The following is a 22,570-nucleotide window of genomic DNA, read 5'->3' on the forward strand; positions in this document are numbered from 1 at the left end:
GGAGGAGGTTAGCGGTGGCCTTCTTTGGCCATATTGATGGAGTACTTCGGGATTTCGACGACCAGGTCTTCTTTACCGACAATGGCCTGGCAGGAAAGACGGGAATTGGGTTCCAGGCCCCAAGCTTTATCCAGCAGGTCCTCTTCTTTTTCTTCAGGGGCATTCAGCGATTTGTAGCCCTCACGCACGATCACGTGGCAAGTGGTGCAGGCGCACACCTTGTCGCAAGCGTGTTCGATATCAATGTCCTGCTCCAGCAGATTGTCGCATACCGACATGCCTGGCTTGGCGTCAAAGGCGGCGCCATCCGGGCACAGCTCCTGATGGGGTAATACGATGATTTGCGGCATATCAGATTTCCAGTGAGTTAAGGTTTTGCCCGGCAAAGGCTTGCTTGACCGACGCATCCATGCGGCGGGCAGCAAAGGTTTCGGTGGCATGATTCAAGGCATCAACGGCGCGGGTGATGGCATGGCTGTCGTCCTGGGTAATCAAGGTCTGCAACGCCTGCATTTCTTGCTCGATGGCCGCGCGCTCTTCCGGGCTCAACAGCGTATATCCATCCTGTTGCAGTGCAGCAGTGATGGCTTCAAGCAGGCGTTGGGCATCGACCTGGGATTCGCGCAGGGCACGGGCTTGTTTATCGCTTTCGGCAGCGGCGAACGAGGATTGCAGCATGCCGGTGATGGTGTCTTCGCTCAAGCCGTACGAGGGCTTGACGACAATGTGCGATTCAACGCCGCTGGTTTGTTCGCGGGCGGTGACGGAGAGCAGACCGTCGGCATCCACCTGAAAGGTCACGCGAATGCGGGCGGCACCGGCCGCCATGGGCGGAATGCTGCGCAGTTCAAAGCGCGCCAGCGAGCGACAGTCGCTTACCAGCTCGCGCTCGCCTTGCACTACGTGAATGCTCATCGCGGTCTGACCATCCTTGAAAGTGGTGAAATCCTGCGCGCGGGCGACGGGCAGGGTGGAGTTGCGTGGAATGACTTTTTCCACCAGGCCGCCCATGGTTTCGAGCCCGAGCGACAGGGGAATCACATCCAGCAGCAAGAGGTCATCGTCACTGCGATTTCCTGCCAGCACGTTGGCCTGAATGGCGGCGCCGAGGGCGACGACCTTGTCCGGGTCCAGATTGGTCAGTGGTTCCTGACCAAAGTATTCGGCGACGGCCTGGCGTATGTGCGGCATGCGTGTGGCACCGCCCACCATGACGACACCTTTGATATCTTCCAGCGTCAAGCCAGCATCGCGCATGGCTTTGCGCGTGGGGTTCAGCGTTTTTGCCACCAGGTGTGAGGTGAGGTCGACAAACTGCTCGGCGGTCAGGTGCAGGTTGATGACATCGCCATTGCTCAGCACGCTGGTGATTTGCACTTCATGATGTTCGGTCAGCCATTCTTTGACTTCGCGCGCCTTGGTCAGCAGGAGGCGAGTATCTTCTGCATTGAGTGGCGGCAGCTTGGCCTGCTCGAGTATCCAGCAGAAAATGCGGCGGTCAAAATCATCACCGCCCAGGGCAGAATCGCCATTGGTAGACAATACCTCGAATACGCCTTTGGACAGGCGCAGGATGGAAACATCAAACGTACCGCCGCCCAGGTCATAAATGATGTAAACCCCTTCGGAGCCATTATCCAGCCCATAAGCGACAGCGGCAGCGGTGGGTTCATTCAGGAGACGCAACACATTGATGCCAGCGAGTCGCGCGGCGTCCTTGGTGGCCTGGCGCTGCGCATCATCGAAGTAGGCAGGCACGGTAATGACAGCGCCAGTGAGTTCGCCACCCAAGGCTTTTTCTGCGCGCAGGCGCAAGGCCTTGAGTATCTCGGCGGAGACTTCCACCGGGCTTTTGATGCCGGCGCGGGTTTCAATCTGCACCATGCCGGGGGCGTCAATAAAGCGGTAAGGAATATGCGCCTGATCGGCGAGGTCGTTCAAGCCACGCCCCATGAAGCGCTTGACGGAAACAATGGTATTTTGTGGATCACGGCTCTGCTGTGCTTGGGCGGCATAGCCAACTTCAATGGCGCCATCAGCCAGATAGCGCACTACGGATGGCAGCAGCGCATGGCCTTTTTCATCATGCAGGACGGTACTCATGCCGCTGCGTACGGTGGCGACAAGTGAGTTGGTGGTGCCGAGGTCTATGCCCACCGCCAGCCGGTGCTGGTGAGGGGCCGCGCTCATGCCCGGTTCTGCAATTTGTAATAAGGCCATAAGGTGATGAGTTCCTGATTTGTATGTAGCGTGTTTTACGCTTCCAGTTTTTCCATGCTCTGCAGGATATCTTCACGCAGTTTATCGACAAAGCTGAGCTTGCGAACGGAGCCGGCGGCGGCCGTTAATTCTGCCGATTCTGCGCCCAGCTGCTGCTCCAGGTCTTGCTGTAATGATTTGGCGGCCGCCTGGATGTCCTTTAACAGGCTATCCAGCGCATCCAGGTCTTTCGCATCGCGTGCTTCTTCAATCGTTTCACGCCATTCCATCTGCTGCATCAGAAAATCGGTCGGCATGGCGGTATTGCTCTCTTCATCGGTGTGTACACCTTGCAATTCCAGCAAGTAGCGGGCGCGCGCTGTTGGATTCTTGAGCGTACGGTAAGCTTCATTGGCCGAGGTTGCCCATTGCATGGAGCGCAGCTTTTCAGTGCTGCTCGCCGCGGCAAACTTGTCAGGATGCACTTCGCTCTGCAACTGGCGGTAGCGCTGGTCAAGCAGGGCTGTATCAATGGCAAATGCGGCAGGCAAGCCGAACAGGGAAAAGTGGTTTGTGCTGGAATCTTGCATGATGGAAAGAGGGTTGGAGCAGGCGATAATGTATGCAAAGGCTCCCTGATGGGAGCCTTTGTCATCAAATGGTAAAGCTCTCCCCGCAACCACATTCGTCCTTGACGTTGGGGTTGTTGAATTTAAAGCCTTCGTTCAGGCCTTCCTTGGTGAAGTCCAGCTCGGTACCGTCGATGTATACCAGGCTTTTCGGGTCCACAATCACCTTCACGCCGTGGCTTTCAAAGGCCATGTCTTCCGGGTTGAGGTCATCCACGAACTCAAGCGTATAAGCCATGCCAGAGCAGCCAGTGGTCTTGACGCCGAGGCGCAGGCCGATGCCCTTGCCTCGATTGGACAAGAATTTCTGTACGCGGCTGGCCGCAGTTTCAGTCAGGGTAATTGCCATGGTACGTCCCTTATGCGGCTTCCTGGGTATTGCCCTGCTTAGCCTTCAGGTCCGCTACCGCGGCACGGATGGCGTCTTCTGCCAGTACCGAGCAGTGGATCTTGACCGGCGGCAATGCGAGTTCTTCGGCGATGTCCGAGTTCTTGATTTCCATGACTTGATCCAGGGTCTTGCCCTTGATCCATTCGGTGACCAGCGAGCTGGAGGCAATGGCAGAACCGCAGCCGTATGTCTTGAACTTGGCGTCTTCAATAACACCTGCCTCATTGACCTTGATCTGCAGCTTCATCACGTCGCCACAGGCCGGGGCACCCACCATGCCAGTGCCCACGGTAGGGTCGTTTTTGTCCAGGGTACCCACGTTACGTGGGTTCTCGTAGTGATCTAATACTTTGTCTGAATATGCCAATTTGTTGCTCCTTTTAGTCACACAGCGAAAAATGTGGCCTGCGTTCAGGCTTCATCGTTCACGTATTAATGGGCTGCCCATTCCACCTTGCTCAAATCCACGCCTTCAAGGTGCATTTCCCATAATGGAGAAAGCTCGCGCAGCTTGCCAATCTTGCTTTTCATCAGGTTAATCGTGTAGTCGATCTCTTCTTCGGTCGTAAAGCGGCCAATGGAGAAACGAATGGAGCTGTGTGCCAGCTCATCTGAGCGGCCCAAGGCACGCAGCACGTAGGATGGCTCCAGGCTGGCAGAGGTACATGCCGAGCCACTGGATACTGCGATATCCTTGACCGCCATGATCAGCGATTCGCCTTCAACAAAATTGAAGCTGATGTTGAGGTTGTGCGGTACGCGCTGCTTCATGTCACCGTTGACATACACTTCATCAATTTCTTGCAGACCGGTCAGCAGGCGATCGCGCAGACGGCGAATGCGGGCATTTTCCAGGTCCATTTCTTCGCGTGCGATGCGGAAGGCTTCGCCCATACCCACGATCTGGTGGGTAGCCAGGGTGCCGGAGCGCAGGCCGCGTTCGTGACCACCGCCATGCATCTGGGCTTCCAGGCGTACGCGCGGTTTGCGGCGCACATACAGGGCACCAATGCCTTTGGGGCCGTAGGTCTTGTGGGCCGAGAAGCTCATCAGGTCTACTGGCAGCTTTTCGAGGTCGATATTAACTTTACCCGTGGCCTGAGCAGCATCCACGTGGAAAATAATGCCTTGTTCGCGGCAAATATTGCCCAGCGCTTCAATGTCCTGAACCACGCCAATTTCGTTGTTGACCAGCATGACAGAGGCCAGCACGGTATCCGGGCGCAGTGCTGCGCGGAATTTCTCAATATCCACCAGACCATTGGGTTCAGGTGCCAGATAAGTGGCTTCAAAACCCACACGCTCCAGTTCGCGTACGGCATCCAGCACGGCTTTGTGCTCGGTCTGAATGGTGACAATGTGCTTGCCCTTGCCGCTATAGAAGTTGGCGGCACCCTTGATCGCCAGATTGTTGGACTCGGTGGCACCGGAGGTCCAGACAATCTCGCGTGGATCGGCATTCACCAGTTTGGCGACTTCTTCACGTGCATTTTCCACGGCTTTTTCTGCGGTCCAGCCAAATGGATGGCTACGCGATGCCGGATTGCCGAAATGCTCGGTCAAGAACGGAATCATCTTTTCAGCCACGCGCGGGTCAGTTGGCGTGGTGGCCGAATAGTCCAGGTAAATCGGAGTATGTACAGTCATCTTCTTCCTCACACTGCAATCGCAGTTAATTTTCTTAAACGTTGTAGCTCACCGTTCAGCGTGAGCAAAAATGCGTCCACTTCCTGCATGGTATTCGTGTAGCCCAGGCTTACTCGTACAGAGCCGCGCGCCAGATCAGGATTTACACCCATGGCCAGCAGTACATGGCTGGGCTCGGTACTATCGCTCGAGCAGGCGGAGCCACTGGCAACGGCAAATCCCTGCCGGTCCAATGCCATGACCAGGGTTTCGCCTTCAATGCCTGCAAAGGCAAAGAAGCTGGTGTTCGGCAAGCGCGGTGCATGCGCTCCAAAAATAACGGCACCCAGTTCGGTCAAGCCTTGTTCGAGGCGTGCCCGAAGTTTTTCCATATATTCGCGACGCGGGGCAAGCCCGCTGGCGCTCAACTCGGCCGCCATGCCAAACCCTACAAGGGCGGCCAGGTTTTCACTGCCACTGCGCAGACCTTTCTCTTGTCCGCCCCCATAAATCAGGGGACGGATATCCACGCGCTTGTCCAGAATCAGAGCACCTGCGCCTTGCGGGCCGTGAATCTTGTGCGATGACAGGGTCATGGCATGGACATTCAGTTCGACAAAGTCGACGGCAATCTTGCCCAAGGCCTGCACGGCATCGGTATGCACCCATGCTTTGTGCTGTCTGGCAATCTCCGCCAGCTCACTTATTGGCTGTATCGCGCCGGTTTCGTTATTGGCCAGCATTACCGATATCAGTCCTGCTGGTTTGGTGGCCGTCCTCATTGCGGTGGCAAGGGCCGAAGGCTTGATCAGGCCTTGGTCATCAGCTTCAATCATCCCTGTCTTAACGCCTTGCCATTGCAAGGCAAGCGCGGGCCGAGTGATGGCGGGATGCTCGATGGCGCTGATCAGTACCTGCTCCACGCCATTGGCAGTGGCAATGCCATGAATAGCCAGATTGTCAGCCTCAGTGCCGCTGCCCGTAAATACTACTTGCGAAGGATATGCCCCCACAGCGGCGGCTACTTGTTCTCTTGCCTGCTCAATCGCCTGGCGGGCCGTGCGGCCCACATTGTGGCGACTGGTGGCATTGCCGTACTGCTCCGTCATAAAGGGCAGCATGCGCTCCAGCACCCTGCTATCCAGGTGGGTGGTCCCGTTATGATCGAAGTAAGTCGCGGTTTGCATGCTGCGTTCCGTCTCAGGCAGTCATGGCTTCCACGGTTTGCGAAGACTTGACACTCTTTTTCGCATCAATCCGACTGGAAATGGTAATGGCGCGCTCATCGGATTGCGATGCCACCAGGTCTTCCAGCGAAACAGCAGAAAGGTAATCCAGGATTTTGGCATTCAAGGTCGACCATAGTTCATGCGTCATGCATGGCTTTTCGCCGCGGCAGTTTTTGTGCCCACCGCACTGGGTCGCGTCAATCAATTCGTCTGCAGCCGCAATGATGTTGGCAACAGAGATTTCACCTGGTTTTTTTGCAATCAGGTAACCGCCGCCTGGGCCGCGCACACTGGTAACCAGGCCACTACGACGAAGACGGCTGAAAAGTTGCTCAAGATAGGAGAGCGAAATATTTTGCCGTTCGCTGATGCCCGCCAAGGTGACGGGGCGATTTTCTTCAGCCATCGCCAAGTCCAGCATGGCGGTGACGGCAAAACGTCCTTTGGTCGTTAATCGCATGAGTTAATCCTAGAGTGTTCTGGTTGAGTAATTGGCGCTGAAAGCCAGTCGTGGCGTGCCTTGTGGGGCTGCGAGCAGTCTCTCGAAACAGGCCTAAACTTTATAATACCCTAACACTTTAGTCAACTATTTTGTTGAGATAGTTCACGTCAAATGCTTTGCCCACTTCGGCATCTGTTTCCACGTCTGCGCCGAGTTTTGCCAGCTGTTGCATCACCTCTTGCAGCTGCTGATCTTGTTTGGCCGCATGGTCCAACAGGGCGTGGATAGCCTTGATCATGGGGTCGTTCATATTGTCGCTGACAGCATAGGCGGAGAAGCCGATTTTGGCCGCCATGTCATCGCGCTGACGGTGTTTTTCCTGGTCATCCAGAATGCGGGCGGGAATGCCGACGGCAGTGGCATTCGGCGGTACATCTTTAACCACGACGGCATTGGAGCCGATTTTGGCTTCTGCGCCTATGGTGATAGGCCCCAGCACCTTGGCGCCGGCACCGATCACGACGCCGCGCTCCAGTGTCGGATGGCGCTTGCCTTTATTCCACGATGTGCCGCCGAGGGTCACGCCGTGATACAGGGTGCAGTCATCGCCGATGACGGCTGTTTCACCAATGACGACCCCCATGCCGTGATCAATGAACACCCGGCGCCCAATTTGCGCGCCTGGGTGAATTTCGATCCCGGTAAACCAGCGGGCAAGATGCGAGCTGAATCGGGCCAGCCAGTAAAACCGCTGTTTCCAGATCCAGTGCGACAAGCGATGAATGATCAGTGCATGTACGCCTGGGTAGGTGGTGAGAATTTCCCAGCGCGTGCGTGCTGCCGGGTCGCGCTCGAATACAACGGCGATATCTTCTTTAAATCTGTCCAGCATAGTGTGTATCCGTCATGTTGCTTTATTCCTCAGGAGGGCGTGGGTGCTGAGTTAGTGTCAGGATCCCGCGCAAAATATTGACTTCTTCTTTCTCCAGCGCTGTTCTTGCGTACATCCGGCGCAGGCGCTGCATGAGCCGCCGAGGAGAGTGTGGGTTAAGGAAGCCAATGCCCGTTAATGTTTGTTCCAGGTGGCGATAAAACATCTCCACCTCGTCATTGGTGGCCGGGGTTGCTTTCAAGCCAGCGTGTGGCATTGCCTGCTGCTCGTCGAGCAAGGCCATGCGTACCTCATAGCACATCACTTGCACTGCGGCGGCGAGGTTGAGCGACCAGTAGCCAGGGTCGGTCGGTATCATGGCCAGCAGTTGGCAGCGGTCCAGCTCGGCGTTGGATAGTCCGCTCATTTCTGTGCCGAATACCAGCGCGATTTTGCTATCTTCATCTGCTGACTGCAGCAATAACTCGCGAGCTTCGGCAGCTGCTTCCCGCACGCTGACTAATCGGTGGGAGAGTTGGCGTTTGCGCGCACTCAACCCAATCGCTAGTGTGCAGCCACTGAGGGCTTCTTCCAATGTGGAGCAAGTCTGGGCATTTTCAAGGATGTCGACGGCACCGCATGCCAGCGCATTGGCTTCGCTATCAGGAAACTTTTCCGGATTGACCAGTTTCAGGTCATGCAGGCCCATCACTTTCATGGCGCGTGCTGTGGAGCCAATATTGCCCGGATGACTGGGTTGGCAAAGCACAATGCGAAAGCGAGAAAGTAAATGAAGTTTGGAAGTCATGGAGTTACACATTAAAATGCTATTTTAACAGTTCTTTAAAAAGTGCATTTGTGTAGTTTCTACACAAGGCCATCCCATTGGAAACGATCTAAATACTATGCATCCTATACTTATCAATGCCGTTAAAGCCGCTCGCCGCGCTGGCGGGATCATCACCCGCGCTTCCCAGGATGTGGGCTCGCTCAAGGTGCGCAGCAAGACATACAATGATTTCGTGAGTGAAGTTGACCATGCTGCTGAGGCCGCTATTCTGGATATCCTGAAGGATGCATATCCTACGCACGGCTTTATTGGCGAGGAGACCGGTAATGACAATATTGATGCCGAGAATGTGTGGATCATTGATCCGCTGGATGGCACGACCAACTTTTTACATGGTTTCCCGCAGTATTCCATTTCGATTGCGCTGATGCAGCAAGGTCAACTGACCCAGGCCGTGGTCTATGACCCCAACCGCAACGACCTCTTCACCGCTACCCGTGGCCGCGGTGCTTTTCTCAACGATAAGCGCATTCGCGTCAGCAACCGCGCCAAGTTGCAGGAATCGATCATTGGTACTGGCTTCCCGTTCCGTGACTTTACCCATCTGGATACCTATATGGGTATGTTCAAGGATATGGTGCGCAAAACCTCTGGCCTGCGTCGCCCGGGTTCGGCTGCACTGGATCTCGCGTACGTAGCTGCTGGATACTTCGATGGATTCTGGGAAATCGGCCTCTCCAAGTGGGATATTGCGGCGGGTGCACTCCTGATTCAAGAAGCGGGTGGTATTGTGGGCGATTTTGAAGGCAATGAGAGCTGGATTGAATCTGGCAATATCGTTGCAGGTAACCCGAAAGTGTTTTCCCAAATGCTGCAAACACTTGCTCCACATTTGACAGATAGTCTGCGTAGCCAGCCTGATTAATAGGTAAAGTTGAGTCAATAGATGTAAAAAGCCCCCAAAAAAAATTGATAAGTTGATAAAAATCAATGTGTTGTATGGTGTTAGTTCTTTCGGACTATTGAGCGCTTGATCAGTTAAGCATTTAATGGGCACCAGTGAGAAGGCATTATTGATTGTCAACTTTTTAATTCGGGGGAATATCATGACTTTAGGTTACAAAAAACTGTTTGCTTCTTTGGTTCTGGCTGGTGTGGCTGGTCTGTCTTCAATGAGCGCAAATGCTGCTACTTTCGCAGCAACTGCAACTCCAGAAGGCTACGAAATCGATTACACCACTTCTACAACTTCATTCAATGATCTGTGGTCATTCAATGTAGTGGCTCCGGCTTCTATCGTTGCTTCCATTTCCGGTACTTCTACATCGGCTTTCTCCTTCACCAAGTTTGATCTGGTGAAGTTGATTGGCGGCGTATACACGACTGTCGTGACCGGTGATGTTGGCAATCTGACTGCCAAGATCAGCTTCGGTGGTCTGGAAGCCGATGATCTGGGTGGCGATTACTTCATCCGCGTTGCTGGTCTGGGCAAGGGCAACTACACTGGTACTATCACTGTATCAGCTGTTCCTGAAGCTGAAACTTATGTAATGATGCTGGCTGGTGTTGGCCTGATGGGCTTTGTTGCTCGTCGTCGCAAGTCTGCTTACGCTGCTGCTTAATTGTCGGCTGCTTAGGTTGTGAAAAAACCCCGCAAATGCGGGGTTTTTTTTTCGCCTTGCATTCCCAATCAATCATTGGTGAAAGATTTATCTTGAGCATGGGCTGGTTGGATAAGCAAGCATGTGCCGGCTCATTGCTCACGCATTATTTAATGTAGTGCTGATAAAACGAATTATTGGCTGCCTTCATTCGTGGGTCGACTTTATAGCTTAATTTATAGATCTGTACCGGATCCTGCTTAATTGCCATGTCCGCCTCCGGTGTATATTCCGCAAACAACAATGCCATTAAAAGATGACGATCGTTACCAAAATAACCAAGCGCATCTATTTGGCGTTTAAACCGCGGAAAGCTCCGATAAGCAATACTGATGGCATGATCAAACAGGAAGTAATCAAGTTCAGTATTGTGGTCTTGCCAATACTGACTGAGAAAGTCTCGTAAAAATAAAGCGGTAGCATTCCCTTGGCTGGCTTTGATGAAGAATGTCGTCCATTTTCCATAAGAAACCGTCGATGTGATCGGGTAGGCCACGCTTTTCAATGAAAAAAACGGTTCGTTGAAAACATCATCAGGCAGTTTCTTCAAAATCAGCACGGTGGAATCAATCCATGCGCCACCGTGTTCTGCTAATAAATACAAGCGCAGCACATCAGAAAAGTGCGCTGGCTTAATGAGGTTCTTCTCAAATTTTTCTTCAATATGGCGGGGAAGCTGAACGAAGTTTCGATAGTTTTCCAGCGTGATCACGTGAATGCGGCAATCATCGCTATGAAACCGCTGAATGTTATCGACACATTTTTTGACGATTTCCGGAGCACTTTCCAAGCCTTGTAACCAGCACACCCAGATAATGTTTTGTGCAGGGGTGGGGGTGCCCAATGGGGCTTCATGAAGACGTTGATAAGTCGAGATCAGGGGCGCATATTGCTGGTGGAGATAATGCTGGATGATGCCCAGTCTGGTATTGTGCAAGGCTGCTTGAATGCCAGAAGGCACAAAGCTTCTATTGATCAGCTTGCTTGCTTTGCTTAATACGCGATTGCACACGCGGGCTATTTTGAAATTCATGGTGCAAAAGATCCCTTGGTATTCATAACATCGCTGCGTAACGCTTAACAAGCTGATTAGCGCGTTGGGTGTGACCACGCTCAAAACTTAGGGCGCTGTGTTCACTTCTCAACAGCTTGGCTCGGCATGGTTTCTGTCATGCCTCTTACCAAGGCGGGGCAGGCCTCAGTAGGCGTTTTTCTCGCCGGTAAACACCACGCTGACTGTTTTATAAATAATGTACATGTCCAGCTTGGGTGTCCAGTTGCGCAAGTAGTCGATGTCGTAGTCGATACGGGCTTTCATTTTATCCAGGGTTTCGGTTTCCCCGCGCAGTCCGTTTACCTGGGCCCAGCCGGTAATACCAGGTTTGACTTTATGCCGGATCATGTAGCCTTTGATCAGCTTACGGTACATCTCATTGTGCGAGACGGCATGTGGGCGCGGACCGACCACGCTCATGCGTCCTTGCAGCACGTTGATGAATTGCGGTAACTCATCCAGTGAGTTGCGCCGCAAGAATGCGCCAAATTTGGTAGTGCGTTGATCATTTTTCGTCGCTTGCGTCACTTTTGCGCCATCTTCACACACAGTCATGGAGCGGAATTTGTAGACGAGGATTTCCTCCCCATCGAGCCCATAGCGACGTTGTTTGAAAATAACAGGGCCAGGTGAGCTCATCTTTACGCCAATGGCAATGGCCAATAATATCGGTGAGATCAGGATCAGGATCAGCACCGAAAATGCAATGTCGGCCGTCCGTTTCAGCAGGCCATCAAAACCGGTAAACGGCGTTTCACATACGCTGACGACGGGGATGTTTTCCACTTGATCTACCCGCCCCTGAATCAGGTCGGTCATGAAGATGTCCGGGACAAAGTAGATGGACGCCGTTGTATCTTTCAAGTCATCCAGCAGCTTCATGATGCGCGGCTGGCTGGCCATGGGCAGGGACAGGTAAATCGTGTTGATGTGATGCTCCTTCACATAGTCAGCCATGCTCTCTAGCCGACCCAGGATAGGATAATGCAACTCTGAGCTTACTCGGTCCACGCTACGATCTTCAAAGAAACCCTGGAGTTCTGTCGGATGGTAATGGCTGCGCTGCAGGCGCTCGGCCAGAGCCAAGCCCTGATCGTTCATTCCCGCGATCACTGCGCGCCGCATGGGACCTTGCATCTTGATCAGCATGGGGGCGGCCATGCGCAGACCCAGCGTAGCGGCAATGAGCAGCGTTGGTGTCAGCCACAGCCACAGGGTAATCGAAGCCTTGGGGAAAATGTAAATGTATTCGGAAGCATACCCAAACGCCATCAGCAGGCCTGCCAGGACAAACCATGCCAGCAATGTATTTTGGATAACCGAGCCAATGGATTGGCTGATTTTTGTGGTGCTGGGGAACATCAGCGAGAACAAAATCAGCGACATGATCAGGTAGTGGGGCGGAAGGTCGTTCTCGTAAACAAATGCCACGATCCATAGCGAGATAACGACCACAAGTGGATCGAGCAGGGCTTCTACACCATGCAGAATGTTGTCGCGCGCAAATGTGATTCCGGCGAAGGTTTTACGTGAGGTAGGCTTGGTTGCCGCTAATGTTGGTTTCATGAGGCCCGGGGAGTCTGCTTGAATTTGGAAACGGCTTGGGCTCTGTTAAGAACATCAAGCTTTTTAAAGATGCGTTGCAAATGGTTTTTTACGGTAAACGAGCTAATGTCCAGAATCATGCCGATTTCCTGATTGGTCTTGCCATTGCGTACCCACTCCATGATTTCAATTTCGCGAGACGAAAGCTGTTCCAGAGCTTCGTTTTCCTCTTCGTGCAGATCTTCCGAAGCATCTTTGTCTGCCGGATGCTGCACGGGTAAATGCTCAAGTTGCCGCAACGCGCTATCAATATAAGGGAGTAGCGACTCCAGCATATATCGCGAAGTATTCGGCATGGTGGGTGTCGAATTTAGCAATATGTAAAGGCAATCATGACGGCCGCGAAAATCCTTGATGCCATGCACTAGCGCCGATTTCATGTTTTTCAGATGGCTATTCACCTCGGCTGGCAGTACATCGCAGTCTTGAAATACACCATTTTCAGCCGACAAGGTAAAAGGGGCTTTCGTATGGCTGAGCCAGTAATTGAAAAGCCTCTTTAGCAATGGGTTCAGATCACCGCTGGAAATTTTCTCCGTACGCACGCCAGGTAGCGGCGACACAATATTGAAGTAGATGACGCCCATGGAGAAATCGCCCCAGGCCGTGATCATGATTTCATGCGGTAAAAACTGCTGCAGCTTGCCTTGCATCCAAAGAAAGAACTCGAAGTGCGAGCGGATTCTTAAAGACTCATGCATCAAGTCAATAAGCTGCGCCTTCTCAATATCGGTTAGTTCTTTGGTAATAAACATAGCCGTTCAAATATAAAAAATCATTTACGTTGCAAACACTTGTCTTGGCGAGCAATTATTGGGCCAGCTGCAAGGGCGCAAGCGCAATCCAGCTGTAGATCATCCACTCAGGCTGCGATACGTGCTGAAAAGGTTTTGTGCTCATGTGTTTGTTGGTGGCCATTTTATATTTGGATCAAGCGTGGAATCCTAGCGTATTCTTGTCTGTGACGGCTGACACTATGATAAAACTTTTGCCTACATCAGTGGTAGTTCTTTTGGACTATTGTTGTCACCCTCCACAGTCCATACACTGCGGTACATAATGGCGCTGGATTGTAGTTCTGCTGGCTGGATGGCAGCGATGTCTGGTTGTGATCAACACTTTCCATTGTGACTATGGATTGTCATGGGCTGGTACCTCAGCGAATCCTTATGATGGCTATGCGGATGGGCAATCATAATAGCTAGTCTACGTTCATAACTTGCTTAACATTAGCGTCACAAATCATTGAAAGTTTTTGTTTATCCATGTACTCTGATTTAATACATTTAGGCGGGGCAGATAAGTACGTAGATGAAGTGCTTGAAATAATCAACAGCATAAAGCTGCTTGATGACTTCAGTGCGGATGAAGTTCGTTACCTATGTGCTTACATGCAGTGCTATGCAGCGCCAAGAGACTATTCGTTATTAGTCGAGGGTGCTGGTGGCGACTACCTGCTATTAATATTAAGTGGGGGGGTAGACGTGTACAAAAATGATGCATCCGCAGAGGGTCGCCACATGGTGGCTCGCCTTGGCATTGGCGATACGATTGGAGAAATGTCTCTTATCGACGGTTACCCAAGATCCGCCACCTGTGTTACCACTCATCCTACCGATTTTGCTGTATTTTCCCGTAGCAGCATGCAAGAGCTGCTGGTGAATATGCCCAAGTTGGGCAATAAAATACTGATCAAGCTTTTGCAACTGATGACAGAGCGTCTGAGGGATACTTCCAACAGATATCCTGATGGTGCTTTTTTCAGCTTGGTTTAGCAACGGGTAAAATCTTGGACGTAAATATCAAGCTTTGGCCAGCCAAACGGTCCCTTATATCTTTTATTCTAATACTTTCATTTTCTATCAGCGCAAGCGCCGACGAAAATGATACCGTCAATTTCAATTTAAGCCATGCGGTAACTTACGACGACAACTTGTTTCGACTGGATCGAAATGAGAGCCCCGTAGCGACTTTTGGTAAAAATCAAAAATGGGAAATGATTAACGCAACTACTTATGGCATGGAAGTTGCTAAACAGTACAGTCTGCAACGCTTCAAGTTTGATGTTTCCCAGACATCTTATCGCTATCAAAATTATAATTTTTTGAATTTTGATGGAGTGAACTACGACATTCAATGGAATTGGTCTGTTACCCCATATTTAAAAGGTAACCTCGTATTTGATCGTAAGGAATTGCCAAATACATTTGCCAATATCCGGAGCATCAATCCATTATCGACAAATACCCGAACGGTGAAGAACAACCGGTTCGATATCGACTGGAGTCCTTATGGTAACTGGCATTTGCTTGGCGCTATTTCTGAATTGACGGTGACAACCGACAATTCTGCACCCGGGCAAGATAATCTGGATTTCAGTTTTGAGCAAAAGTCTTTACGGACCGGCCTTCGATATGAGCTTTCTTCCGGCTCAAGAGTGGAGTATGGGGCAAGTACCAGTGATGGCAAATATGGGGATTCTAATTTCAACCCGATTTTAGTATCTGATCGCGGCTATACCGAGAAACGCCAAGAGTTTCTTTTTCGCTGGGTGCTTTCCGCAAAGTCAAAATTGGATATGAATGCATCGTATATTGATAGAAACAATGACAATTTTAGTCAGCGTGACGTGAGCGGCTGGATTGGCAATGTAAACTACCAGTGGGATATGACTGGGAAAACGCGGCTGAATTTAATTGCTGCTTCTGATCTTTACCCTACACAGGCGACCTCGTATACCTATGCAAGACAATATTTATTAGCCATCCGACCGGTATGGTCTGTGACACCTAAAGTATCTGTTAGGGGGGATCTGACATATCGAGACCGAAGCTATAACGGATTCGCTCCGGTTCCCTCATCCAAGGATCGTGAGGAAACATCAAAAACGGCTAGCATTAGTCTTAACTGGACTCCTCGACGGTACGTGACTTTTGGAGTAATGCTGAAACGCGAAACCAGAGATTCGAATATCACTAACGACGATTTTGTGTCTAACAGCGCCATGGTCAATGCCGCTTTAACCTTCTAACGGTATATCGCCTTTGAAGACGATATGTATTATGGGATGGAGTATTAAATGAGTGTATTAAAAAGCACAGTATTTGCGGTGATGATGGTGACTCTGGTCTCCTGTGGAAAATCGGAAGAGAAGTCCGCATCGGGGCAGGTGGCTGCCATTGTGGATGGGAAAGAGATTTCCGTATTGCAGTTGAATCAAGTCATGAAAAACATGCCTAACGTAACGGCTGAGAATGCAGATGCGGTGCGTAAACAAGTTCTGGAGCGCCTCATTGACCAGCAGATTGTCTTGAACAAAGCATTGGAAGAAAAAACGGAGCGAAGTGCAGAAGTGGTGTCTGCAATCGAAGCGGCAAAGCGGGATGTTATCACCCGAGCATATTTAACCAATCTTGTTGGAGCGCGTGTAAAACCTAGCCCCCAGCAGGTTAAAGATTATTTTGAATCCCATCCTGAGCTATTTTCTGCACGTAAAATTTATAACCTTCAGGATATTTCCTTGCCAGCGGGGACCCATGTCACCGATGAACTGAAAACGCTGGTTGAACATAGTAAAGGCCTCCAGGAAGTTGCTGAATTCTTAAAAGGCCAAGGCGTGAAGTTTGGTGCATCAAGCTATAGCCGTCCTGCCGAGCAGATGCCAACGGACGCACTTGATGTGCTTAAAAGTCAAAAAGATGGTGCGGTCTTAATTATCCCGATGGACGGAAATCCACATATTGTGAAGCTGGTAGGTGCCGTGAGTTCTCCCATGGCGTATGAGCAGGCAAAACCATTGATCCAGACTTTCCTTGTCAATTCTGGTGGACAGAAGTTGATTAAATCTGAGCTTGCGCGCATGAAAGAGAAAGCCAAAGTGGAATATGTAGGGGCCTTTGCGGGTAACAAACCCGCGCCAAAAGATGCGGCCCCATCAGATGCTAAACCTGCCGAAAAAAATAACAGCCATATCGAAAAAGGAGTGGTCGGCCTGGATTAGGAAATATCTAGGACATCACTTAATTAACCATAATCAAACAGGAAGATATCATGATGAAATGGTGCATGAGAATTATTGGGGCGTTTCTTCTCGCAGTGGCGTTTAATGCCGCCGCCGCAGATGAGTATGCTCTTGGGGCTGGGGATGTGATCCGTATTCAGGTGTTTCAAAATCCTGATCTTACGACCGAGGCCCGGGTGTCGGAGTCCGGTGAAATCAGCTTTCCATTGCTTGGTGCCGTGAATGTTGGTGGTGCCGGCATTGGCCAAGCTGAGCGAAAGATCGAACAAAGCCTTGTAAAGGGCGGGTTTGTTCAAAAGCCGCAAGTGAATATTGTGCTGCTTCAGGTTAGAGGCAATCAGGTCGCCGTTCTGGGCATGGTGAACCGTCCAGGACGCTTTGTGATTGAGACTTTTGATACTCACCTGAGTGAAATGCTGGCAACGGCGGGTGGTGTGCTGACCATGGCGGGGAGTGGCAAAGCCATTATTACCGGTCAGCGTGATGGCCAGGTAATGCGTCGCGAAGTCGACTTGGCCGAGCTCTTTTTGCAGGATAAGCGAGATGCTGACCTGCTGGTCATGCGTGGGGATGTGATCTATATCGTTCCTGGTAATCAGGTTTCCATACTTGGGCAGGTAAATCGCCCTGGGCGCTTCCCTCTTGAGGATGCGAAAATGAAGTTTTCTGATGCGCTGGCTATGGCAGGTGGTGTGAGTCCGACAGGCGCTGATACCGCTGTCCTTGAGGGCATGCGTAATGGGCAGAAGTTTTACAAAGTGGTGGATCTGCCTTCCATCTACCTTGACGAAAATTCAGACATGAACCCGGATGTGCTCGCCGGTGATTCGATTTATGTACATCGTGCTCCTGTATTTTATATCTATGGCGAAGTACAGCGTCCAGGCTCTTATCGCATTGAAAGAAGCATGACCGTTATGCAGGCTCTGGCTGAAGGGGGCGGTCCTACACCCCGTGGAACTCAGCGCGGCTTGAAGCTGCACCGTAAAAATACGGCAGGTGTTGTTGAAAAAACCACACCTGGCCTGGATGATTTGGTCCAGTCTGGGGATGTACTTTACGTTAAAGAAAGCCTGTTTTAGGAATCTCGGATGAATTTGAATCAGATCGTACTCATTCTGCTGGCACGATACCGTATCGTACTATTTACCTTCTTGCTTACGGTAATCACGGTCCTTATCCTCAGTTTGCTACAAAGCAAGGTGTATCAGGCAACTGCCTCGGTAGTCCTTAACTACAAAGGGACTGACCCCGTGACCGGCACTGTCGTCCCTGGCAACATGGCCTTGGGTTATGTCCCGACACAGATCGATATTATTAATAGCCAGCATGTAGCGCTAAAGGTAGTCGATGAGTTACGCATGGCTGAAAACGAGAATGTGAAAGCCAAGTTTGATGAAGACACCGGAGGGCGTGGTGATCTACGTTTCTGGCTCGCAGACTTGTTGTTGAAAAAGCTGACAGTGACGCCCGGCCGTGACAGCAGTGTGATTGAAATCATGTTTGAAGGGTCCGATCCTGACTTCGTTGCTCTCGTTGCAAATGCGTTTGCCAATGCCTATCAGGAAACCAATGTTGAACTCAAAGTAGAGCCAGCACAGAAAGCCACCGAGTACTTTGGAACCCAGATTCAGTCATTGCGTGACGGTTTGTCGCAAGCCCAATCCAAGTTGTCCAAGTATCAGCGTGAAAATGGGTACACCAGTTCTGATGAGCGCATGGATGTCGAGGCTTCTCGTCTTAACTGGCTATCTGAGCAGTTGGTATCGGCACAAGGGCAATCCATTGAAGCTGAGTCCCGTTCTGGTGGTAGTCGTAAAAATGCCTATGAATCACCTGACGTGGTTGGCAATCCCATTATCCAAAACCTGAAAATTAATCTTGCAACGGCGGAGTCCAAGCTTGCTGAGTTATCGCAGCGATTGGATAAAAATCACCCGCAATATCAAGCGGCTGAGGCTGAAATCAACAAGATCAAGTCCCAACTGAGCGCTGAAGTCAAAACAGTTACTGGCTCTGTTGGCAACGGTGCTGGGATTCAGAAGCAACGTGTGGCTGAGTTGCAAGCGCAGGTTGATAAGCAAAAAGCCGTGCTGGTCGAGATGAACCGTTCACGTGATGAGATGCTGGTTTTGCAAAAAGACGTAGAGATGGCTCAGCGAGCTATTGATGCTGCTATGCAACGCTATAGCCAGACCATGATTGAGTCGAAATCTAATCAAAGCGACGTGGCTATTCTGAATACGGCGACATCGCCATTGCTCCCTTCCGGGACCAGAACATTGCTGAAATTAGCATTCGGTTCCGTCATCGGTCTGATACTTGGCATTGGATTTGCATTTATTTCTGAATTTATGGATAGGCGCGTGCGTAGCAAAGACGATATCTCCAATTTGCTGGGGGTTCCTGTGTTTGCCTTGATTGATGGCATTCCACCAGCAACAGGCATTAAAGCATTGCCGCAGAATATCGTTAAATATTTGCCTTCAGCTTGAGGAATCATATGGATCTGACGAATGGAATTACTCCGGCAGTAAGCAATATCAAGCCGGAGAAAAGTGAAGCAAATATAGGTAAGTTGTTACTGGATTTGGGTAAGCTGACTGCAGATGAAGCAGAGCGGGTGTTGCGGTTGCAAAAGCAGGAAAACATCCGCTTCGGTGAAGCGGCACTGAGACTGGGTTTCATCAATGAAGCCGATATCAGACAAGCATTGTCTGTCCAATTTGAATACCCATACTTGCAAACAAACGAGGGCGGGTTCTCGCCAGACCTTGTCGCTGCATATCAGCCGTTTTCTAAACAAGTTGAGGCTTTGCGTGCCTTGCGTACACAGCTTATCCTGCGATGGTTCAGCGAGGGTAACAAGGCATTGGCCGTTGTATCAGCAAAATCGGGCGATGGTTGTAGTTACATTGCAGCCAATCTGGCGATTGTGTTCTCACAATTGGGTGAAAACACCTTGCTGATTGACGCTAACCTGCGCGAACCTGTGCAGCACCGCAACTTCAACCTGAGTGAACCTCGCGGTCTTTCCGATATTTTGATTGGACGTTCTGGCCCAGAGGTCATTACCCATCTTGGTGCGTTTGAGAATTTGTCCGTGCTTGGCGCTGGCACCATCCCTCCCAATCCTCAAGAGTTGTTGGCGCGCAGTTCATTCACCGATCTCATGAACAGAGTGATGGGTGATTACGATGTGATTATTGTGGATACCTCATCTACCGAACAATCTTCGGATGCGCAGGCGATAGCCGGGCGTTGTCGAGGCACTTTGGTCGTTTCCCGTGTCAATGAAACCAAGCTACATGACTTGAACGTGTTGAAAGATCAACTCGGTGGGGTAGGAGTACGAATCGTCGGGGCTGTTGCCAACCAGTTTTAATTAACTTGAATGACAGAGGGGGAATTGAATGTATGAAATCCCCCTTCTGTGTGAAATAAAGCGATAGTCATGGACAAGTTTGGCAATACTGCACTTCGTTGGACCTCTCCAGATAAAACCATGTGGGCCTGGATCGCAATTGCGGTTGGGTTGTTAATTGTTTATTTCCCAACATTCTGGGATTTATTCCATGGCTTATGGGGTACGGAACGCCATGCGCATGGCCCCATCGTCTTCTTCGTGTCTATCTGGTTTTTTTATTTCAAGTTAAAACAGCTTCCCACCTATGGCATTCAGGTTGAGCCATTGCCTGTATTGGGATGGCCCATTCTTATTTTTGGCCTCTTGATTTTCATTCTGGGGCGATCGCAAACCCTTTTGATTCTTGAAGTTGGCTCGCTTATTCCTGTGCTACTAGGGATTACCCTGATTTTTATGGGTAGCCGGGTCGCCAAGTTTTTATGGTTTGCATTTTTCTTTTTGTGTTTTGTGGTGCCTTTGCCGGCGTTTGTGGTGGATGCAGCAACGTTACCTATGAAAACCGCGGTGTCTTTTGCGACAGAGCATATTCTCTATGCCTTGGATTATCCCATCGCACGGACTGGGGTTATGTTGACCATCGGCCAATATCAGTTGCTGGTAGCGGATGCGTGCGCAGGCCTAAACTCGCTGTTTACCCTTGAAGTATTGGGGCTTTTGTACATGAATGTGACACATCATGAATCCCCATTCAGAAACTTCATGCTTGCCGTGTTGATTATTCCTATTTCCTTTATTGCCAATGTCACCCGCGTCATTGTGCTTGCGCTCATTACGTATCATTGGGGAGATGCCGCCGGGCAAGGGTTCTTGCATGAGTTTTCAGGCATTGTGCTGTTTATTACAGCCCTCTTGTTAGTGATTGCGACGGATGGCCTTTTGCGAGTGCTATCAAACAAGTTTAAAAAATCCCCGCAAGCCAAGTCATCTGATCTCAAGGTATAGCCAAATGGTGAAACTTCCTCAAGCTTCATTGCGCCTGGCCATTTTAATAGTCTTGCTTTTTGCGGCTACTGCCGGTCTGGCATATTGGTTAACACCTCAAATGCAAACGCAGCAAATGCCCGAAGATTTCGAGGCCATGTTGCCTAAAAAAATCAATGACTGGGCAGAGCAGCCTAATCCATACTTGCAAGTTGGCCTGGTCGACACCACCGATAAAAATGTTGATCAGCCATATGACCGTGTATTGATGCGTAGTTATCGCTCCGGCGAGGGGGCGCAGGTCATGCTGGCGTTGGCTTATGCCAAAGAGCAATCACAGGATGTCAAAATTCACCGGCCAGATGTTTGTTATCAGGCACAGGGGTTTGCCATCAATTCCCGGCATGTTCAATCGTTAAATATCGATGGCCAGCATGACATTCAAGTTGTTCGTCTCGTGGTTTCTCAACCGTCTCGCCTGGAAGTAGTGAGTTACTGGATCCGGATTGGTAACGAATATCCCGTGACGCCCCTTAACATGCGCCTGAAAATTTTACGTGACGGCCTGGCAGGGAGTGTGGCGGATGGCATCCTGGTGAGAGTATCGTCTATCGTGGATGACGAATCTGAGGCTGCCGCTGCGTTTGCACGTCAAGAAGAATTCTTGAAAGAGATGGTTGCTGTTCTCCCTCAGGATCAAGCACGGGTTCTGGCGCGATTCTAAGTTTCAGTACAGACTTTTTCTGGCCCGGAATCTGCTTAAGTTGCAGGGGTAGTTTTCACGACATGCAATATTCATAGCTCGGCTTGTTAGGGCGATTTTAAATTCAGATTTCAGGATATTTATGCGGGTATCAATTTATATCCCTACTCATAACAGATTGGATTTGTTAAAAAAGGCAATTGATTCAGCCTTGCAACAAACCCATGCTGATGTAGAAGTGATCGTGGTGAACGATGGTTCAAGGGATGGTACCGATCAATATCTGATCGAGCGAGCCCAAGGGGATTCACGCTTGCTTTACATAAATAAAGCAACGGCAGAGGGCGCCCCAAAAGCCAGAAATGCAGCCATCAAAATGGCCACTGGCGCGTTTATTACCGGGCTCGATGACGATGATGCTTTTGAGCCCACACGTGTCGAAGCTTTCATAAAGTATTGGGAGTTACTGGCAGGTCTAGGCATCCAGCCAGCCTGTTTATATTCGCAAGATGTCATCATTGCCAATGGCGTCAAGGTTCGCACTTCTGGCAAGCGCGGTAGTGTAAGCTTCACCGACCTGATTGAATTTAACTACATAGGTAATCAGATATTTGCACCCAAAGAACACTTTATTGGTGCAGGTCTGTTCGATGAATCACTTCCCGCCTGGCAGGACCTAGAATTTTTTATGCGTGTCCTCGCTAAATACGGTCAGGCTTACCTGATTGATCTACCTACACAACTGTATGATGACTCTCCCCGGATTGATCGTATTTCGGTCAAGTCCGAAAAGAAAATTCGCGATGCTTTCCGTATCGTGTCTACCAAGCATGCAAGCCAATCGCCTAGAGGCCAGCAATTGTTAATGTTGCGTGTATTTTCGCCTTTCTATGGCGTACGCCCTACATTGCGGGACATATGGAAATTCATGCGCCTTGGATTCTGGCCTCAAGGGATGCTTCGCATGTTGCGGGAAGCTTGTCGCAAGGCTTAATAATGCA

At 50.6% G+C, this 22,570-nt stretch carries 24 protein-coding genes; 11 read left to right on the plus strand and 13 right to left on the minus strand.

The features are described 5' to 3' along the window. Positions 1-8: 8 nt before the first annotated feature. The 10 genes from fdx to LG204_RS08370 all read right to left on the minus strand — a co-directional run bounded on the left by fdx (position 9) and on the right by LG204_RS08370 (position 8,195). Complete coding sequence (fdx, locus tag LG204_RS08325) at positions 9-350, minus strand: ISC system 2Fe-2S type ferredoxin (RefSeq protein WP_159355344.1); 342 nt, start codon at positions 348-350, stop codon at positions 9-11. A gap of 1 nt (position 351) precedes the next feature. Next, positions 352-2,220, minus strand: coding sequence for a Fe-S protein assembly chaperone HscA (hscA, locus tag LG204_RS08330; RefSeq protein WP_230336834.1), 1,869 nt, complete (start codon positions 2,218-2,220; stop codon positions 352-354). A 35-nt stretch (positions 2,221-2,255) separates the two neighbouring features. Further along, on the minus strand, positions 2,256-2,789 hold the full coding sequence (gene hscB, locus LG204_RS08335; protein WP_230336835.1) for a Fe-S protein assembly co-chaperone HscB: 534 nt from the start codon (positions 2,787-2,789) through the stop codon (positions 2,256-2,258). 64 nt (positions 2,790-2,853) lie between these two features. After that, the gene (gene iscA / locus LG204_RS08340) at positions 2,854-3,177 is read right to left on the minus strand and encodes an iron-sulfur cluster assembly protein IscA (RefSeq protein WP_013442628.1); all 324 of its coding nucleotides are present in this window, start codon (positions 3,175-3,177) and stop codon (positions 2,854-2,856) included. Positions 3,178-3,187: 10 nt separating this feature from the next. Continuing rightward, positions 3,188-3,586 (minus strand): Fe-S cluster assembly scaffold IscU, encoded by a 399-nt coding sequence (gene iscU / locus LG204_RS08345; RefSeq protein WP_230336836.1) that lies wholly within the window; start codon positions 3,584-3,586, stop codon positions 3,188-3,190. Positions 3,587-3,651: 65 nt separating this feature from the next. Continuing rightward, positions 3,652-4,866: an IscS subfamily cysteine desulfurase gene (locus LG204_RS08350; RefSeq protein ID WP_230336837.1), complete on the minus strand. Its 1,215-nt coding sequence runs from the start codon at positions 4,864-4,866 to the stop codon at positions 3,652-3,654. 8 nt (positions 4,867-4,874) lie between these two features. Beyond that, a complete protein-coding gene (locus tag LG204_RS08355) occupies positions 4,875-6,032 on the minus strand; it encodes a cysteine desulfurase family protein (RefSeq protein WP_230336838.1) in 1,158 nt (385 codons plus the stop codon). A 13-nt stretch (positions 6,033-6,045) separates the two neighbouring features. After that, complete coding sequence (locus LG204_RS08360; RefSeq protein WP_230336839.1) at positions 6,046-6,534, minus strand: Rrf2 family transcriptional regulator; 489 nt, start codon at positions 6,532-6,534, stop codon at positions 6,046-6,048. A 118-nt stretch (positions 6,535-6,652) separates the two neighbouring features. Beyond that, positions 6,653-7,408 carry a serine O-acetyltransferase gene (cysE, locus tag LG204_RS08365; RefSeq protein ID WP_230336840.1) on the minus strand — a complete coding sequence of 252 codons (756 nt, stop codon included), beginning with the start codon at positions 7,406-7,408 and terminating at the stop codon, positions 6,653-6,655. Between the two features lie 22 nt (positions 7,409-7,430). Then, complete coding sequence (locus tag LG204_RS08370; protein WP_230336841.1) at positions 7,431-8,195, minus strand: RNA methyltransferase; 765 nt, start codon at positions 8,193-8,195, stop codon at positions 7,431-7,433. Positions 8,196-8,292: 97 nt separating this feature from the next. Between LG204_RS08370 and LG204_RS08375 the strand changes: the two genes are divergently transcribed. Together LG204_RS08375 and LG204_RS08380 are read left to right on the plus strand one after the other, a co-directional pair. After that, positions 8,293-9,102, plus strand: coding sequence for an inositol monophosphatase family protein (locus LG204_RS08375; RefSeq protein WP_230336842.1), 810 nt, complete (start codon positions 8,293-8,295; stop codon positions 9,100-9,102). Positions 9,103-9,226: 124 nt separating this feature from the next. Continuing rightward, positions 9,227-9,799, plus strand: a complete 573-nt coding sequence (locus tag LG204_RS08380; RefSeq protein ID WP_230336843.1) for an FxDxF family PEP-CTERM protein — start codon at positions 9,227-9,229, stop codon at positions 9,797-9,799. 145 nt (positions 9,800-9,944) lie between these two features. Here the strand turns inward: LG204_RS08380 and LG204_RS08385 are convergent, their stop codons facing one another. The 3 genes from LG204_RS08385 to epsA form a co-directional block, all read right to left on the minus strand. After that, complete coding sequence (locus tag LG204_RS08385; protein WP_230336844.1) at positions 9,945-10,871, minus strand: capsular polysaccharide synthesis protein; 927 nt, start codon at positions 10,869-10,871, stop codon at positions 9,945-9,947. Between the two features lie 165 nt (positions 10,872-11,036). Further along, complete coding sequence (locus tag LG204_RS08390) at positions 11,037-12,458, minus strand: undecaprenyl-phosphate glucose phosphotransferase (protein ID WP_230336845.1); 1,422 nt, start codon at positions 12,456-12,458, stop codon at positions 11,037-11,039. Continuing rightward, positions 12,455-13,252, minus strand: coding sequence for an XrtB/PEP-CTERM-associated transcriptional regulator EpsA (epsA, locus tag LG204_RS08395; RefSeq protein ID WP_230336846.1), 798 nt, complete (start codon positions 13,250-13,252; stop codon positions 12,455-12,457). The genes LG204_RS08390 and epsA overlap by 4 nt, the downstream gene beginning before the upstream one ends. A 510-nt stretch (positions 13,253-13,762) precedes the next feature. Here epsA and LG204_RS08400 point away from each other — a divergent pair. From LG204_RS08400 to LG204_RS08440, 9 genes are all read left to right on the plus strand, one after another. After that, positions 13,763-14,272 carry a Crp/Fnr family transcriptional regulator gene (locus LG204_RS08400; RefSeq protein WP_230336847.1) on the plus strand — a complete coding sequence of 170 codons (510 nt, stop codon included), beginning with the start codon at positions 13,763-13,765 and terminating at the stop codon, positions 14,270-14,272. A gap of 14 nt (positions 14,273-14,286) precedes the next feature. After that, entirely contained in the window at positions 14,287-15,528 is a 1,242-nt protein-coding gene (epsL, locus tag LG204_RS08405) for an XrtB/PEP-CTERM-associated polysaccharide biosynthesis outer membrane protein EpsL (RefSeq protein ID WP_230336848.1), read from the plus strand. 48 nt (positions 15,529-15,576) lie between these two features. Continuing rightward, a complete protein-coding gene (locus LG204_RS08410) occupies positions 15,577-16,497 on the plus strand; it encodes an EpsD family peptidyl-prolyl cis-trans isomerase (protein ID WP_230336849.1) in 921 nt (306 codons plus the stop codon). Positions 16,498-16,547: 50 nt separating this feature from the next. Next, positions 16,548-17,600 carry an SLBB domain-containing protein gene (locus LG204_RS08415; protein WP_230336850.1) on the plus strand — a complete coding sequence of 351 codons (1,053 nt, stop codon included), beginning with the start codon at positions 16,548-16,550 and terminating at the stop codon, positions 17,598-17,600. A gap of 9 nt (positions 17,601-17,609) precedes the next feature. Then, positions 17,610-19,013, plus strand: a complete 1,404-nt coding sequence (gene epsF / locus LG204_RS08420; protein ID WP_230336851.1) for a chain length determinant protein EpsF — start codon at positions 17,610-17,612, stop codon at positions 19,011-19,013. Positions 19,014-19,021: 8 nt separating this feature from the next. After that, positions 19,022-19,903, plus strand: a complete 882-nt coding sequence (epsG, locus tag LG204_RS08425; protein WP_230336852.1) for a chain length determinant protein tyrosine kinase EpsG — start codon at positions 19,022-19,024, stop codon at positions 19,901-19,903. Between the two features lie 69 nt (positions 19,904-19,972). Continuing rightward, the gene (gene xrtB / locus LG204_RS08430; RefSeq protein ID WP_230336853.1) at positions 19,973-20,887 is read left to right on the plus strand and encodes an exosortase B; all 915 of its coding nucleotides are present in this window, start codon (positions 19,973-19,975) and stop codon (positions 20,885-20,887) included. Between the two features lie 4 nt (positions 20,888-20,891). After that, positions 20,892-21,590, plus strand: coding sequence for an exosortase-associated protein EpsI, B-type (gene epsI / locus LG204_RS08435; protein WP_230336854.1), 699 nt, complete (start codon positions 20,892-20,894; stop codon positions 21,588-21,590). A 121-nt stretch (positions 21,591-21,711) separates the two neighbouring features. Then, on the plus strand, positions 21,712-22,563 hold the full coding sequence (locus LG204_RS08440) for a glycosyltransferase (RefSeq protein ID WP_230336855.1): 852 nt from the start codon (positions 21,712-21,714) through the stop codon (positions 22,561-22,563). The last annotated feature ends 7 nt before the right edge of the window (positions 22,564-22,570 follow it).

Source organism: Methylovorus menthalis (assembly GCF_020523625.1).
GTDB lineage: Bacteria > Pseudomonadota > Gammaproteobacteria > Burkholderiales > Methylophilaceae > Methylovorus > Methylovorus menthalis.